Below are 14,824 nucleotides of genomic sequence, written 5' to 3'. Positions count from 1 at the left end.
CGCGCGGATCGCCTTATCCACGGCCGGGCCCCTCCCCGGGCCTGATCCAGATGCGGCCGAAGGGTTCGTCCTGGCGCAGCGCCAGCCGGCCCTCCCGCACCATCTCCAGGGTCGCGGAGAGGGACGACGCCACGATCGTGGCGCGCATCCCGGGCTCGATCATGAACTCGAAGAGATATTGGTCCAGGGTCGTCCAGTCGCGCACCGCGCCGACGAGCCGCTCCAGGGCCTGGCGGGCGTCGAGCAGCGACCAGACCCGGCGCTTGCGCAGGGTGACCCGCGCCACGACCTCCTTTTGCCGCTGGCGCCCATAGGCCACGAGGAGCTCGTGCAGGGTCGCGTGGTAGGCCGAGCGCGCCACGAGCTCGATCGGCTCCGGCGCGCCGCGGGGAAAGACGTCGCGGTGCAGCCGGTCGCGGCCCTCCAGGCGCCAGGCGGCAAGGCGCACGACCTCCAGGCGCACGAGGCGGGCTGCCAGCTCGTCCGCCATCTCCTCGGCGGAGGGCTCCTCGGGCTTGGGCGGCTCGGGCAGCAGCAGGCGGGATTTCAGGTAGGCGAGCCAGGCCGCCATCACGAGATAATCGGCCGCAAGCTCGAGGCGCTTGGCGCGGGCCGACTCGATGAAGGCGATGTACTGCTCGGCGAGCGCCAGGATGGAGACCCTCGCGAGATCGACCTTCTGCCGGCGGGCGAGATCGAGGAGCAGATCGAGGGGGCCTTCGTACCCGTCGACATCGACGACGAAAGCGGGCTCGCCGTCCCGCCGCTCACCCGCATCGAAGTCGTCGAACACCGTTGAATCGCGCATCGGCCGTCCGGCTTGGCTCTCGCGCGACACTGGGCCGTTCACGCCAGGGCGGCAAGGGCCGCATCGAGCCGCGCCCGGCCCTCGGGCACGTCGAAGGGCTCGGGCACGTGGCGGATGCGGGCCATGGCGGCCTCCGCCCGCCGTCTCGCCCTGCCGCGCAGGACGGGAGCCGCGGCGGCTACCTGCATCATCTCGTCGAGCTTGCCGTTGCAGTGCAGACCGACGTCGCAGCCCGCCCCGAAGGAGGCGTCGGCGCGCTCGCGCAGGGTGCCCTTGAGGGCGTTCATCGACAGGTCGTCGCTCATGACGAGCCCGTCATAGCCGATATGGCCGCGGATGATGTCACGCATGACGCGGCGTGACGTGGTGGCGGGGGCCGCGGGATCGAGGGCGGTGTAGACCACGTGCGCCGTCATCGCGAGGGGCATGTCGGCAAGGTGCCGGAACGGCGCGAAGTCGAGCGCTTCCAGCTCCTCGCGCGGGGTGTCCACCACGGGCAGGTCGTGATGGCTGTCGGCGCCGGCGCGACCGTGGCCGGGGATGTGCTTGATCACGGGCAGCACGCCCCCCGCGATCAGGCCCTCGGCGGCGGCCCGCCCGAGCACGGCCACGGTCACGGGATCGAGGCCGTAGGCGCGGTCGCCGATGACGTCGTGGGCGCCGGGCACCGGAACGTCGAGGACGGGCACGCAATCGACGTTGATGCCGACCGCTCTGAGGTCGTGAGCCATGAGCTGCGCCCCGAGGCGGGCGAGCTCGCGGCGGGTCAGTGGATCGTTGGCCGAGATGCGGCCATAGGCGCGCCCGGCGGGGTAGCGAGGCCAGTGCGGCGGGCCCATGCGCTGCACCCGCCCGCCCTCCTGGTCGATCAGGATCGGCACGTCGGCGCGGCCGCAAGCCTCCCTGACGGCGTCCGTCAGCGCCAGCACGCCCGCAGGGTCCGTGACATTGCGCTTGAACAGGATGAAGCCCCACGGATCGGCGTCCCGGATGAAGGACCGCTCGTCGGGCGTGAGGGTCGGGCCCGAGAGGCCGACGATGAAGGCACGGATGCTCATGGGGCGCGCTTACGGTCCTGGGGCGGTGGGGTCAAGCGCCCCTCACACGAAGAGCCCGCCGCAGGGCGACGGGCTCTCAGTTTGCGATACGGGGAGGCAGGCTCAGTTCTTGGCGACGAAGCAGCTGCCGCCGCTGGCCTTGATCTTGGAGCAGGCCTCGTTCGCGTCACCGCGGTCCATGGGGGCCGTGCGCACGCGGTAGATCGTGTTGCCGTTCACCTCGGCCTTCACGATCCCCGGGGAGGTGCCGGACAGCGCCGCGCCGTACTTGCTCCGGAACTGGTTGAAGGCGTCCCGGGCCTGCGACTCGGAGCTGCTCACGCCGAGCTGCACCACGAAGCCGCCGCCGGAGGTCGGCCGGGCGGCCGGGGCGTCGTCGTCGGCTGCCGGGGCCGGAGCGGGCGCCACGGGCAGGTTGGCGAGGCGCTGCTGCTCCTTCGTCGCCGGCGCCGCCGGACGGGCCGGCTCGATGCTGGCAGTACGAACGGGAGCGGGAGGGGTCGCCGGGGTCGTGGCGGGAGCCGCCTGGCGAGCCGGCGGGGTCGGGGTCGACGCCGTGGTGGTCGGCATCGGGGTCGGGACGGGCGCGGCCGAGGCCACGCGGGTCGGGGGCGCGGACGGGGGCTGCGCCTGCGGCATGGAGGTGGGGCGCATGGGCGGCATCGGCGCCGCTGCGGCGGCACCGTCGGCGGTCACGATGGAGCCGTCGGGCCGAACCGAGACGGTGCGCACGCGGCGCGGCTCGCCGAGCGAGGGCATGCCGGCGGCGTTCGGCTGCGGGGCGGAAGAAGCGGCGGAGGCGGGAGCCGGCGGCACGAGGCCCGCCGCCGCCTGCATGGCCTGGCGCATGGCCTGCGAGTCGACGCCCTGCGGAGCGGGAGCCGGAGCGGGCCGCTGGAGCTGCCGGGTCGCCTGCGCGACGTCGAGGGGCTGCTCCTCGCGGTTCACGACTTTCGTCTTCTCGGCCGCGGCGCGCTCGTAGATCTGCTTGTTCTGGTTCGGGAACTCGACCCCGCCCGGGTTCTCGGGCTGCACTTTCAGGGGGCCGACCTGCGCCTTGATCAGCGGCGGCTCGCCACCGAAGCCCCCCGGCCGACCGACGCCCATGACGAGAGCGGAGGTGACGCCGAGCGCCGCGACGCCGAGCACGGCGGCGACCGCGAGCAGGCCCTTGCGGCTGCGGCGAACCTTGGGCGCGGGCGCCGCATAGGAGGGGTCCCACTCGGCCTCGCCGGGCTGGGCGTAGCCGTTGGCCTGCACCCAATCGAGGTCGGCGGGCTGATGGTGAGCGTGGTAGCCGGCGGGCGGCGAGCCCACCGGGACGGGAGCGCGCAAGGACGCGGCGAGTTCCGCCTCGAAATCGCGGGACGGCTCGGCGTAGCGGCGCTGCGCCCCGTCGTCGCGGGCCGCGAACAGGTCGTCATAGCCGTCATTGGCCCGGGCCGCGGGAGCGGGCTGCGCCTTGAGGATGGAGCGGAAGGGATCGTCCTGCCCGACGATGCGGGCAAGCTCCGACAACGGATCGTTCTTCGCGCCGGCCGGGGTGGCGGGCGCCGAGAGGTTGCGGTCGATCTCGTCGAGGTCGATCGCGAAGCGGTTGCGAGCCGTGTTCGTCATGAGCGAACTCAACCTTCCGTATATCGGGCCAGGCCCTGGCCTCAAGGACACCGCGACCGACGCAGCGGACGCGCCGAACGCGCGCGCCCCGACTCTACGCTCACCGCATCTCGTCCGGAGCCGTGACGCCCAGGACGGAGAGACCTGCCGCGATGACGCAGCGAACCGCGTGCACGAGCGCCAGTCTCGCTAGGGTCGACTCTCGTTCGGTTTGATTAACAAACCGCAAATGCGGCTGATCCTTGCCCTTGTTCCATAGATGATGGAACGAGCTGGCGAGGTCGTAAAGATAGAATGCCAACCGATGGGGTTCGTGCGCATGCGCGCTCCCCTCGACCAGACGTGGGAAGGCGGCGATCTTTCGCAAGATTTCTACTTCCGCCTCGTCGCTCAGCCGCGCGAGATCGGCGGCGAGCAGCGCCTGCGGCCCGAACGGCTCCCCGGGAAAGGCTTCGGAGGCCTGCCGGAAGATCGAGGCGCAGCGCGCATGGGCGTATTGCACGTAGAAGACGGGGTTGTCCTTCGACTGCTCGACGACCTTGGCGAGGTCGAAGTCCAGCGTCGCGTCGTTCTTGCGGTAGAGCATCATGAAGCGCACCGCGTCGCGGCCCACCTCGTCCACCACCTCGCGCAGGGTCACGAAGTCGCCCGCGCGCTTCGACATCTTCACGGGCTCGCCGGCGCGCAGCAGGCGCACGAGCTGGCAGAGCTTCACATCGAGCTCGCCCCGCCCCTCGGTGACGGCGCGCACGGCCGCCTGCATGCGCTTCACGTAGCCGCCGTGATCGGCGCCCCAGACGTCGATCATCTCGGGGCAGCCGCGCTCGAACTTCGAGCGGTGATAGGCGATGTCGGCCGCGAAATAGGTGTAGGACCCGTCGGACTTCAGGAGCGGCCGGTCCACGTCGTCGCCGAAATTCGTGGCCCGGAACAGGGTCTGCTCCCGGTCCTCCCAATCCTCCACCGCTTGGCCCTTCGGGGGCGGCAGCCGGCCGTCATAGACGAGGTCGCGGGCGCGCAGGTCCGCGATGGTCGCCGCGATGTGGTCCGTCTCCCCCCGCGAGAGCGCGCGCTCGGAGAAGAACACGTCGTGGCGGATGTCGAGGGCCGCGAGATCCGCGCGGATCATGTCCATCATCGCGTCGATCGCGAAATCCCGCACGACGGGGAGCCAGGCCTCCTCCTTCTGCTCCAGGAGGCCCGGGCCGTGGGTGGCGAGCAGCGCCTGGCCCACGGGCTTGAGATAGTCGCCAGGATAGAGCCCCTCGGGGATCTCCACGTCCTCGCCGAGCGCCTCGCGGTAGCGCAGGAAGGCGGAGCGGGCCAGCACGTCCACCTGCGCCCCGGCATCGTTGATGTAGTACTCGCGGGTGACGTCGCGCCCGGCGAAGACGAGGAGGTTCGCGAGCGCGTCGCCGAACACCGCGCCCCGCCCGTGGCCCACATGCATCGGCCCGGTCGGGTTGGCCGAGACATATTCGACGTTCACCTTCGGCCCGTCGACGCCGCCGCGCCCGAAATCGGCGCCCGCCGCCACGGCGGCGCGCAGCACGTCGAGGAAGACGCCCGGCGCGAGCGTCAGGTTGATGAAGCCGGGACCAGCCACGTCCACCTTCGCGACGCGCTCGTCCCCGCGAAGATCCGCGGCGATCTTGTCGGCGAGCGCGCGCGGGTTCGTCTTGGCGTCCTTCGCCAGTACCATGGCGGCATTCGTGGCGAGGTCGCCATGCGAGGGATCGCGCGGCGGCTCCACGACGACGCGCCCGATCGCGAGCCCGGCCGGGATGTCGCCCGCGTCCGCCAGACGCCCCAGCGCCCCCGCGACGCGCTCCTCGAACAGCCTGAACACATTCATCGCGACGCGGGCTCCGCTCGTTGTCTTGCGCGGCGCTTAGCAGGGCGGGCGCGCGGTGTCACGCATCGTTCCCCGTCCGTGGGTGACCGTCGAGTCGAGCATCGGCGTGCTGGCTCAGACCAGCTCGCTCCTGCCCCTCTCCCTGCCATGGACGGGTTTACCGCGGCCGAACGGTCGGGGCGGCGGTGTGGATCCCCGGGTCAGGCCCGGGGGCCACCTTAGTGCGGTGGCACCGTGGCGCGATGCGATCATCCGGCACGACTCCCCCACCCGGGGAATGCGGGCTCAGCGCAAATCCGGCGTCGTCGGGAACAGGCGCTTGTGCTCCAGCACGGCGTAATTGTCGGTCATCCCGGCGATGTAGTCGGCGACGCGGCGCGCGAGGCGCGGCTCGTCGTCCTGCGACACGCCCTGCGACCACTCGGCCGGCATGGCGGCGGGCTCGTTCATGAAGCGGGCGAACAGGTCGCGCAGGATCTCGTCGGCCTTGGCCCGCACCGCCAGCACGTCCGGGTGGCGGTACATATGGGGGTAGAGGAAGTTCTTGATCGCCTTGTCGGCGTCCACGATCCCGGGAGAGAAGCACACCACGGGCATGGGGGCCGCGCGAACCGCGTCCGCGTTCTCGGGCCGGACCGATTCGAGCCGGCGCCCGCTGTCGCGGATCGCGTCCTCGACGAAGCGGGTGATCACCCGCCGGGTGAGCTCGTGGATGCGCCGCGAAAGGTCGAGCCCCGGATAGCGCTCGTCGATCTCGCCCAGGAGCTCGGCGAGGAAGGGCACCGACCGCAGGTCCTCGATGCGGAAGAGCCCCGCCCGCAGGCCGTCGTCGATGTCGTGCGCGTCATAGGCGATGTCGTCGGCGATCGCCGCCGCCTGCGCCTCGGCGCCCGCATGGGTCGAGAGGCCCAAGGGGTGGAGGGCGTCGTATTCGAGGATGGCGCCCGGCACGCCGCGCTCGGCATAGCGCCGGGTCGGCCGCCCCTCGCCGTCGAGGAGCGGGCCGTTGTGCTTCACGAGGCCCTCCAGCGTCTCCCAGGTAAGGTTGAGGCCGTCATATTCGGCGTAGCGCCGCTCGAGGCGCGTCACGATGCGCAAGGCCTGCGCGTTGTGATCGAAGCCGCCATAGGGTGCCATGCAGGCATCCAGCGCGTCCTCGCCCGTGTGGCCGAACGGCGTGTGGCCGAGGTCGTGGGACAGCGCCAGGGCCTCCGCCAGGTCCTCGTCGAGGCCGAGCGACCGGGCGAGCGCCCGGGCCACCTGGCTCACCTCGATCGTGTGCGTGAGCCGCGTGCGGAAGTGATCGCCCTCGTGATAGACGAAGACCTGGGTCTTGTGCTTGAGGCGGCGGAAGGCCGAGGAGTGGATGATCCGGTCCCGATCGCGCTGGAAGTCGCTGCGGGTCGGGGAGCCGCCCTCGGGGAAGAGCCGCCCGCGCGTCGCCGCCGGGTCGCAGGCCCAGGCCGCCCTCCATCGCTCGCCGAATGGGCGCACGTCGCTCTCCGGGTTGAAGCCGACCCCGTCGGCACCTACCTTCATTTAAGGTCGGCTCAGAGGTTTTGGAACGGCGATGGACGGGATCGAGCTCACCGAACGTGCGGCACGGCGGATCAACGAGATCATGTCCGGCGAACCGGCCGGGTCCATGCTGCGCATCAGCGTCAATGGCGGCGGCTGCTCCGGGTTCTCCTATGCGTTCGACATCGACCGGACCCGCAACGAGGACGATCTCGTGGTGGAGCGCGACGGCGCGGGCATCCTCGTCGACGCGGTCTCGCTGCAATATATGGGCGGCTCGCGAATCGACTTTGTGGACGACCTGATCGGCCAGTCCTTCAAGATCGAGAATCCGCTGGCGACGGCGTCGTGCGGCTGCGGGACGTCCTTCTCGCTCTGAGCCTCGGCCCGAACCGGCCAGCCCCGCTCCATCCCGGTGCGTTAGCGCTCTTTATCTGCGGGCCGCCTTGGCCCAATGATGCGGCGCGACACGAGCGGCGGCCCGAGGGGCCGTCCGGGGGAGCTCGACCATGACCGACACGACACGACGCACCCTTCGCCTCGCGGGGGCCGCCTCCGCCGCAGCCCTGATCCTGGCGGGCGGCCTCATCGAGCCGCGCGGGCGTGAGGTCGGCGTGGATCTCGGATCGGGCTCACGGATCGAGATCGGCTCCTGGCGCGCGGGCGGCTCGCTGTGGAGCGCCGCCCTGGCACAGGGCAGCGAGACGGTGACCCTCGAGAACGTCACCGTCACGGCCGACACCACGACCTATCGCATCCCGAAGCTCGTGGTCGAAGGCACGAGCCTGCCCCGGGCCGAGATCGCCGCCCTGTTCGACGCGAAGGGCGGCGAGCCGCTTCATGCCCGCCTCGCACGCTTCTCGGCGAAGCGCGTCACCGCGCCCGAGATCGCGATCGAGCAGAAGGCCGGGGAGCATCTCAGCCGCTACACGTACCGGAACATCTCGCTCGACGAGGTCGCGTCGGGGCGCATCGTCGCCGGAACCGCGCAGGCGGCGAGCTTCGAGGTGACCGAGGACGGCGATTCGGTGGGCAGCGGCCAGCATGGCCGCATGACGATCCGCGACGTGGACCTCGCCTACGCGGCGCGCCTCTACGCCGAACCCGCCCAGGGCCCCTCCCCCGAGATGCGCACGCTCTACGGCAGCATCGCCGTCGAGGATCTCACCTTCACCGACGACGAGAACGCGACCGTGCGGATCGGCCGCATCGGCGCGAGCGACGTCAAGGCCCGCCCGACGACCCCCTCGTGGGGCGACATCTCGAAGGCGATGGCAGCGGCCGACAGCTCCGACAAGGCGAGCAAGGACGAGCAGGCCAAGGTGCTTCGCCTCATCGGCGAGATCTTCGGAGCCATGTCGGTGGGCGGCATGGAGATCGCGGACCTCGTGGCCACGTCCGAGGACGATAAGGACAGCCGGCTCACCCTGACGCGGGTCGCCTATACGGGCGGCAGCCCCGGCGAGACGCGGATGGAAGGCCTCGCCGTCACCTCGCCCGACGGGACCATGCGCCTGGGGACCCTGTCGTTCAGCGGCTTCTCGTTCAAGCCGATGATGGAGGGGCTGACCCGTCTGGCCGGCAAGTCCGAGACCGATATCGGCGCTGGCGACCTGCGGGCCCTCGTCCCGACCCTCGGCGCGATTCGCGCCGCGGATCTCTCGATCGACCTCCCCTCGGCGACCGCCCCCGGCGACGCACGCCGCCGCAACCGGGTCGGCATCCGCGAGTTGCTGCTCGATCCGGGCACGCAGCGCAACGGCATCCCGACGAGCATCAAACTCGCCGTCTCGAATCTCACGGCGGAGCTCACGCCCGACATGCAGGAGAGCGGCCTGAAGCCGCTCAGCGATCTCGGCTACCGCGCCATCGATCTGTCCTGGACCATGGGGGCGGCGTGGAAGGAAGAGGCACGGGAGCTAGCCGTCGAGGATTTCACCATGACCGGCCGCGACATGGGCCGCCTGACGATGCGCGCCCGGGTCGGCGACGTGGGAGCCGAGGTGTTCGATCCCGATACGGCGGTGGCGCTCGTCGGCCTGCTCGGCGCCTCGGCGCGCAGCCTCGAGCTGACGATCCAGGACGGCGGGCTCTACGACCGCGTTCTCGCCCGCGAGGCACGCCAGAAGCGCAAGACGCCCGAGGGGGTCCGCACCGAATATGCCGCGATGGCGGCGCTTGGCATACCGCTCGCGCTCGGCGGCTCGCCCCAGGCCCGCAGCCTCGGCGAGACGGTGGGCCGCTTCCTCGCACGCCCGGCGACGCTGCGCATCGCCGCGACCCCGAAGGATTCGAAGGGCCTCGGCATCACCGAGCTCATGAGCGTCGACGATCCTATGGCGCTCCTGCAGCGGATCGACCTGAAGGCGACGCTGGAATGATCCAGCGCGGGCGGGTGCGTAAGCCTTTCGCCCTTTAAAGCCGGACACGAAACGTGATGGTCGCGCAGCGCGGTCGCGTCGGTCCGCGCATTCCGCGGCTTGGTCAGCAAGCGTGAAACCGGCCATCGAGATGCACGGCCGTCCGCACACGATCGTCGACCTCACGGCGATTGGCGGCAATCTTCGCCACCCGAGCGGCGTCAGCAGGGGAGCGTCGCAGTGCTCGCGCCTGATGGCTCAGCCTGAACGCGCGTGCTTTCCCGGCTTTAGCCGGCGCGGCAGGGGCGCGAGGCACGCTGCGACAGCGGGAGGGGGATCCGTGGAGCGCCAACCTGAGTACTGCGACGCTTCAGCGACACCGCACTGCGCTCCCACCCAGACCGCACGGCCGCAGCCTCGAGTAGCCCGAGCCCGCGGAGGCCTCCGACGACCTGAGCCTATCGCGGCCTCAAGCCAGGAAGCCAGGACGTTCGGTTCACGTCATGGGCTCCTCGTTTTTGCCCGCCCGGAGGGTGCGCCGCGGGAGCCCTGGTGACCACTCACTTACGCTCAAAACGCAAGAAGGCCCGGCGTCGCCGCCGGGCCTTCGAGGCAGGCTCTAATCCGGAGGATTAGAACTTGTAGTTCACGCCGACGCGGACGACGCCGAAGTCCATGTCCCGCTTGCGGTCCTCGAGGTAGAGGGTGCCGGTGGTGCGGTCGAACGCGGCGGCGGCGTTGTTGCCGTTGTCGCCGAGGTTCACGTACAGACCCTCGAGCTTGAAGGTCAGGTTGTTCGTGAAGGCGTACTCGACGCCGCCGCCGACCGCGTAGCCGACCGAGGTGTCGTCGTTGCTGCAGGAGCGGAACGCGCCGCAGAAGTTGTTGCCACGGTCGGTGCCGCCGAACGCGAAGCCGCCGGTGCCGTACACGAGGACGCGGTCGAACGCGACGCCGAGGCGGGCGCGGACGGTGCCGAAGTACTCGAGGCTCGAGATGTCGTTGGTGACGACGCTCGTCAGGCCCGAGCCGACGCCCGTGTAGGTGAAGGTGCCGAGGCGCTCGGCGTTGCGGCCGCCGAAGTCGGCGTACTGCAGGTCGGCCTCGATACCAGCGACGAACATGCCGAACTGGAAGTTGTAGCCAACCTGGGCGCCGCCGACGAAGCCTTCACGGTTGTCGTTGCCGAAGTTGCTGATCGTCAGGTTGCCGGCGACCGGGATCCCGGTGGAGGTCGGGATGAAGTAGGTCGACTGGTCGTTCTTGTTGTCGCCGAAGCCGTAGCCGGCGTTCACACCGACGTAGAAGCCGGTCCAGGTGAAGACGGGGACGGCGACGATGGGGGAAACCATCGGGGCGACGGTGCGGCGCGGCAGGTCGGCTGCGCCGGCAGTCATGGTGAGGCCGAGGAGGGCCACGGTCGAAAGCAGAATCTTTTTCATGTGTTTGAATCCATCCGTTGGTGGTTCGATGCGGAACTTAACCAAAGCACCCCGCCGCGTCTGTCACCCGGATGCAACACCCGATCAGGATGCGGCATGTGTCGGCCTCGACTGCCCCGCGATTGAGGCGGCGTACCCTCGGGCGGACCGAATCCGGTGCCCGACGGCGAGGTCAATCAACATCAAACCTGCCGCAGAGTGAAGGGGTTAGACGGTGAATGAGGCGGGCCGATGCTTTTCGGCAACGCCGTCAACCATTGGTTCACCATACGGGACGAAGACTGTTCTGGCGGCTGGACAAGCCGTTCCGCCTGGAGTCCCGCGCCATGGAAGGCCGCCCGTCCCTCGTCTCCACCACCCTCAAGGTGAGCCTTGCCGTCGTCGGCGTCTCGGTGCTCGCCGCGAACTGGCTCTCTGGCGGCATCGACCGGGGCGGGGCCTCCCGTCTCGCGGCCTCCGTGGCCGAACCGGCGACGACGGGTGCTCTTCGCGACGGCTTCTCGGGCGTCCGCCTCGACCCGTGCGCGGCAGCGCGCAAGCCCTGATCGCTCAGGCTCCGGCCGCAAGCCAGGCGCCGATCGCCTCGTTCACGATGCCGGGGCTCTCGAGCGTCGAGAGATGCCCGCAGCCCGGCACCACGACGAGGGACGCCCATTCGATCGCCTCGGCGATCTCCCGGGCATGCTCCGGCGGCGTGATCACGTCGTCCTCGCCGACGAGCACGAGGGTCGGGATCTCGATCCCGGGGAGGTCGGGCCGGGAATCGACGCGCCCCATGATGGCCCGTTGCTGGCGCGCGAAGGTCTGCGGGCCCGTCTCGCGCTGCATGCCCATGACGATGCGCGCCAGCGCCGCGTCGTTCTGGCGGTGGGGCGCCACGTAGCGCTGCCAGAGGATGTCCGCCACCTCGGCGAAGCGGTCCGTGCCGGCGAGCGCGATGAGGCGCTCGCGATTGGCCTTCGACTCGTCGGTGTCGGGCCGCGCCGAGGTGTCGAGGAGCGCGAGCCGCGCGACGCGCCCGGGCGCTTGCCGCATCACCTCGAGCGCGACATAGCCGCCCATGGAGAGCCCCAGCAGGCCGAATCGGGGCGGCGCGTCGGCCAGGAGCCTGCGCGCGATCTCGGGGATCGTGTCGTCCCGGGTGTGGTTCGCCACGAGGACGGGGCGCGCTCCCTCGAACGCGGCGATCTGCGGGCCGAACAGCGCCCGGGTGCAGTTGAGGCCCGGCACGAGCACCAGCGGTTCGGACATGCGGCCACTCCCTTATCTTAACCGTCCGGGGACGCTCCCGCCGCGCCCTGATTCGCGGCGATTGACATTGTCGTCACGGCACTTATGGTCGCGCCGCCGCGAGGACGATCGTTTCCGTCGATCCGCAACCATTCGCGCGCCGTCCCGTTGCCATGCAAGGCAATCTCCCGAGCGGAACCTTCCGCTCCGCGCATCGGTCATCCACATCCATGACTTTCGACGAGCTCGGCCTCAGCGACAAGGTCCTCGCGGCGGTGAAGACCGCAGGCTACACGACGCCGACCCCGATCCAAGCCCAGGCCATCCCCCACGTGCTGGCACGCCGCGACGTGCTCGGCATCGCGCAGACCGGAACCGGCAAGACGGCCGCGTTCACCCTGCCCATGCTCACGCTCCTGGAGAGCGGCCGCGCCCGCGCCCGCATGCCCCGCACCCTCGTCCTGGAGCCGACCCGCGAGCTCGCCGCCCAGGTGGTGGAGAACTTCGAGCGGTACGGCGCCAACCACAAGCTCTCCGTGGCGCTCCTCATCGGCGGCGTGTCCTTCGGCGACCAGGACATGAAGATCACCCGCGGCGCGGACGTGCTCATCGCGACCCCGGGTCGGCTCCTCGATCATATCGAGCGCGGCAAGCTCCTCATGAACGGCGTCGAGCTCCTCGTCATCGACGAGGCGGACCGGATGCTCGACATGGGCTTCATCCCCGATATCGAGCGCATCGTGAAGATGGTGCCGTTCACGCGCCAGACCCTGTTCTTCTCCGCCACGATGCCGCCGGAGATCCAGCGCCTCGCGGACGCGTTCCTGCACAACCCGGTCAAGGTCGAGGTGGCCCGTCCCGCCTCCACGGGCGAGAACATCACCCAGCTCCTCGTCGCGACCGGCCGCAACGCCGCCGACAAGCGCGAGACCCTGCGCCGCCTCATCCGCGACGCGCAGGACCTGAAGAACGCGATCGTGTTCTGCAACCGCAAGCGCGACGTGGCGACCCTGCACAAGTCGCTTGCCCAGCACGGCTTCAACGTGGCGGCGCTGCACGGCGACATGGACCAGCGGGCCCGCACCATCGCGCTGGACAATTTCCGCAGCGGCGAGACCCCGCTCCTGGTGGCGAGCGACGTAGCGGCGCGCGGCCTCGACATCCCGGCCGTGAGCCACGTCTTCAACTTCGACGTTCCCCATCACGCCGAGGACTATGTCCACCGGATCGGCCGCACCGGCCGGGCCGGGCGGACGGGTACCGCCTACACCATCGTGGGACCGGGCGACGAGAAGGCGCTCGGCGCCATCGAGCAGCTCACCGGCCGCAAGATCGAGTGGGAAGGCCCCGTGGCGGCTGCGCCCGAGGGACGCGCGGAGGGCGGCTCGGGCCGTTCCCGCGAGCGCCGCGGCGGCCGGGGGCGTACCCGGAGCGAGGCCCCGCGCAGCGAGGCGCCTGCCTCGGCCCGCGAGGCGCGGCCTGAGGCTCCCAGTCCTGCCGACGCCCCGGCGGCCGCCGCCACGCCCGCTCCGGCCCGCGCCCGCCAGGCCCCGCGACCGGCACCCGCCCGCGACGAAGCCCGTCCGCCCGCCCGCGAGCGCTCGCACGACCGGCGCGACGGCCGGAACGGCGGCGAGCGCGACGAACCGGTCGTGGGTCTCGGCGATCACGTGCCGGCGTTCCTGCTGCGCCCCGCCGTGGTGCGCCGCGCCAAGTAGTGGCCCTCGGAGCACGGGGCAGGCCTCCGTGCTTTCCCGTAGGACACGGGGCTTTAACCCAATCTTGGGGCCTTGCGCGTCATGCTGCGCCGCAGTCTCCGGCCGACGAGCGCCGGCGCGCATCGTGACCAAGAGGCCTCTTCCATGCCGGCGGAATCCGACGTCGAGCGGACCCATGCCATCGCCGAGCGCGCGCTCGAGCTGATGAGGACCTACGGGGCCAGCGCCTCGCCGCGATCCTACGAGGTCTGGTACACCTACGTGACCGGCGAGCGGCCGGCGATGAACGACGCCCTCAAGCGCGTCGTCACCGAACGCGGAACCATTACCGAGGCCGAGGTCGAGGCGCTCCACGCCGCGCACGTCTCGCCCCAGCGCTTCACGGCGGAGGCCGAGAAGACAAGCGCCTCCGTGATCGTCGAGATCGACGACGTCATGGAGATGATCGACCTCGCGCTGGGCTCGACGGAACGCTATGGCGAATCGCTACAGGCCATGTCGGCGGAGGTGTCCGGCGGCGTCGACCGCAAGCGCGTGCGCGAGATCCTCGAGGCCCTGGTCGTCGCAACCAAGGACGTGTCCGCGACGAACCGCACCCTCGAGGCACGCCTCAAGGAGACCCGCGGCGAGATCGAATCGCTGCGCGAGACCCTCGAATCGGTGCGCATCGAGACGCTGACCGACCCGCTCACCGGCATCGCCAACCGCAAGCATTTCGAGGAGATGCTGGTGAAGTCGATCGACCAGTCGATCGTCGAACAGGCGCCGCTCTCGCTCATCGTGATCGACATCGACCACTTCAAGCGCTTCAACGACACCTATGGCCACCTCACGGGCGACCAGGTCCTGCGCCTGGTGTCAATGACCATGCGCGAGCAGATCAAGACCAAGGCCACCCTCGCCCGGTTCGGCGGCGAGGAGTTCGGGATCATCCTGCCTCACACCAACCTGGAGGGCGCCCTCACGGCGGCCGAGCGGGTGCGGGTCTCGGTGATGGGCCGGGAGCTGGTGAAACGCTCCACCGGCGAATCGCTCGGCAAGGTCACCGTGTCCCTCGGCGTCGCGACGCTGCGTCGGGGCGACACCAGCGTGTCGATGCTGGAGCGGGCCGACCAGTGCATGTTCGCGTCCAAGCGCGGCGGCCGCAACCGCACCACGACCGACGGCGAATACGACCACGATCTCGGACGGGCGATGTCCGACGTCGCGTGAGCGGCT

Annotated in this window: 12 protein-coding genes; 5 read left to right on the top strand and 7 right to left on the bottom strand. The window is 70.5% G+C overall.

Features of this window, described 5'->3' with window-relative positions; genetic code table 11:
- Window positions 1-13: 13 nt before the first annotated feature.
- The 5 genes from F0L46_RS20325 to F0L46_RS20305 form a co-directional block, all read right to left on the bottom strand.
- Complete coding sequence (locus F0L46_RS20325; protein ID WP_149820978.1) at window positions 14-808, bottom strand: segregation and condensation protein A; 795 nt, start codon at window positions 806-808, stop codon at window positions 14-16.
- Between the two features lie 38 nt (window positions 809-846).
- Window positions 847-1,866, bottom strand: a complete 1,020-nt coding sequence (gene nagZ, locus F0L46_RS20320) for a beta-N-acetylhexosaminidase (RefSeq protein ID WP_149820976.1) — start codon at window positions 1,864-1,866, stop codon at window positions 847-849.
- A gap of 102 nt (window positions 1,867-1,968) precedes the next feature.
- A complete protein-coding gene (locus F0L46_RS20315) occupies window positions 1,969-3,483 on the bottom strand; it encodes an SPOR domain-containing protein (RefSeq protein WP_149820974.1) in 1,515 nt (504 codons plus the stop codon).
- Window positions 3,484-3,583: 100 nt separating this feature from the next.
- The gene (gene argS / locus F0L46_RS20310) at window positions 3,584-5,338 is read right to left on the bottom strand and encodes an arginine--tRNA ligase (RefSeq protein ID WP_149820972.1); all 1,755 of its coding nucleotides are present in this window, start codon (window positions 5,336-5,338) and stop codon (window positions 3,584-3,586) included.
- A gap of 285 nt (window positions 5,339-5,623) precedes the next feature.
- Complete coding sequence (locus F0L46_RS20305; RefSeq protein ID WP_149820970.1) at window positions 5,624-6,877, bottom strand: deoxyguanosinetriphosphate triphosphohydrolase; 1,254 nt, start codon at window positions 6,875-6,877, stop codon at window positions 5,624-5,626.
- A 31-nt stretch (window positions 6,878-6,908) separates the two neighbouring features.
- Here F0L46_RS20305 and erpA point away from each other — a divergent pair, with 31 nt between their 5' ends.
- Together erpA and F0L46_RS20295 are read left to right on the top strand one after the other, a co-directional pair.
- Window positions 6,909-7,235: an iron-sulfur cluster insertion protein ErpA gene (gene erpA, locus F0L46_RS20300; RefSeq protein ID WP_149820968.1), complete on the top strand. Its 327-nt coding sequence runs from the start codon at window positions 6,909-6,911 to the stop codon at window positions 7,233-7,235.
- A gap of 130 nt (window positions 7,236-7,365) precedes the next feature.
- Window positions 7,366-9,237, top strand: coding sequence for an aq_1923 C-terminal domain (locus F0L46_RS20295; protein ID WP_149820966.1), 1,872 nt, complete (start codon window positions 7,366-7,368; stop codon window positions 9,235-9,237).
- 611 nt (window positions 9,238-9,848) lie between these two features.
- Here the strand turns inward: F0L46_RS20295 and F0L46_RS20290 are convergent.
- Window positions 9,849-10,658: an outer membrane protein gene (locus F0L46_RS20290; RefSeq protein ID WP_149820964.1), complete on the bottom strand. Its 810-nt coding sequence runs from the start codon at window positions 10,656-10,658 to the stop codon at window positions 9,849-9,851.
- A gap of 326 nt (window positions 10,659-10,984) precedes the next feature.
- Here F0L46_RS20290 and F0L46_RS20285 point away from each other — a divergent pair, with 326 nt between their 5' ends.
- Entirely contained in the window at window positions 10,985-11,203 is a 219-nt protein-coding gene (locus tag F0L46_RS20285) for a hypothetical protein (protein WP_149820962.1), read from the top strand.
- Window positions 11,204-11,207: 4 nt separating this feature from the next.
- Here F0L46_RS20285 and F0L46_RS20280 read toward each other — a convergent pair whose 3' ends face one another.
- The gene (locus F0L46_RS20280; protein ID WP_149820960.1) at window positions 11,208-11,909 is read right to left on the bottom strand and encodes an alpha/beta fold hydrolase; all 702 of its coding nucleotides are present in this window, start codon (window positions 11,907-11,909) and stop codon (window positions 11,208-11,210) included.
- Between the two features lie 209 nt (window positions 11,910-12,118).
- Here F0L46_RS20280 and F0L46_RS20275 point away from each other — a divergent pair, with 209 nt between their 5' ends.
- Both F0L46_RS20275 and F0L46_RS20270 read left to right on the top strand, forming a co-directional pair.
- Window positions 12,119-13,606: a DEAD/DEAH box helicase gene (locus tag F0L46_RS20275; protein WP_149820958.1), complete on the top strand. Its 1,488-nt coding sequence runs from the start codon at window positions 12,119-12,121 to the stop codon at window positions 13,604-13,606.
- A 144-nt stretch (window positions 13,607-13,750) separates the two neighbouring features.
- Window positions 13,751-14,818 carry a GGDEF domain-containing protein gene (locus F0L46_RS20270; RefSeq protein WP_149820956.1) on the top strand — a complete coding sequence of 356 codons (1,068 nt, stop codon included), beginning with the start codon at window positions 13,751-13,753 and terminating at the stop codon, window positions 14,816-14,818.
- The last annotated feature ends 6 nt before the right edge of the window (window positions 14,819-14,824 follow it).

The organism is Salinarimonas soli, from assembly GCF_008386575.1.
GTDB lineage: Bacteria > Pseudomonadota > Alphaproteobacteria > Rhizobiales > Beijerinckiaceae > Salinarimonas_A > Salinarimonas_A soli.
The sequence above is the reverse complement of the archived record's forward strand: the minus strand, read 5'-3'. Positions and strand labels throughout refer to the sequence as shown.

Excerpts from the sequence above, each read along its gene's own strand:
- F0L46_RS20295 (WP_149820966.1), top strand. The coding sequence starts at position 7,366 with ATGACCGACACGACACGACGCACCCTTCGCCTCGCGGGGGCCGCCTCC.
- F0L46_RS20270 (WP_149820956.1), top strand. The coding sequence starts at position 13,751 with ATGCCGGCGGAATCCGACGTCGAGCGGACCCATGCCATCGCCGAGCGC.
- F0L46_RS20275 (WP_149820958.1), top strand. The coding sequence starts at position 12,119 with ATGACTTTCGACGAGCTCGGCCTCAGCGACAAGGTCCTCGCGGCGGTG.
- F0L46_RS20280 (WP_149820960.1), bottom strand. The coding sequence starts at position 11,909 with ATGTCCGAACCGCTGGTGCTCGTGCCGGGCCTCAACTGCACCCGGGCG.
- erpA (WP_149820968.1), top strand. The coding sequence starts at position 6,909 with ATGGACGGGATCGAGCTCACCGAACGTGCGGCACGGCGGATCAACGAG.
- F0L46_RS20305 (WP_149820970.1), bottom strand. The coding sequence starts at position 6,877 with ATGAAGGTAGGTGCCGACGGGGTCGGCTTCAACCCGGAGAGCGACGTG.
- F0L46_RS20285 (WP_149820962.1), top strand. The coding sequence starts at position 10,985 with ATGGAAGGCCGCCCGTCCCTCGTCTCCACCACCCTCAAGGTGAGCCTT.
- argS (WP_149820972.1), bottom strand. The coding sequence starts at position 5,338 with ATGAATGTGTTCAGGCTGTTCGAGGAGCGCGTCGCGGGGGCGCTGGGG.
- F0L46_RS20290 (WP_149820964.1), bottom strand. The coding sequence starts at position 10,658 with ATGAAAAAGATTCTGCTTTCGACCGTGGCCCTCCTCGGCCTCACCATG.
- F0L46_RS20325 (WP_149820978.1), bottom strand. The coding sequence starts at position 808 with ATGCGCGATTCAACGGTGTTCGACGACTTCGATGCGGGTGAGCGGCGG.
- F0L46_RS20315 (WP_149820974.1), bottom strand. The coding sequence starts at position 3,483 with ATGACGAACACGGCTCGCAACCGCTTCGCGATCGACCTCGACGAGATC.
- nagZ (WP_149820976.1), bottom strand. The coding sequence starts at position 1,866 with ATGAGCATCCGTGCCTTCATCGTCGGCCTCTCGGGCCCGACCCTCACG.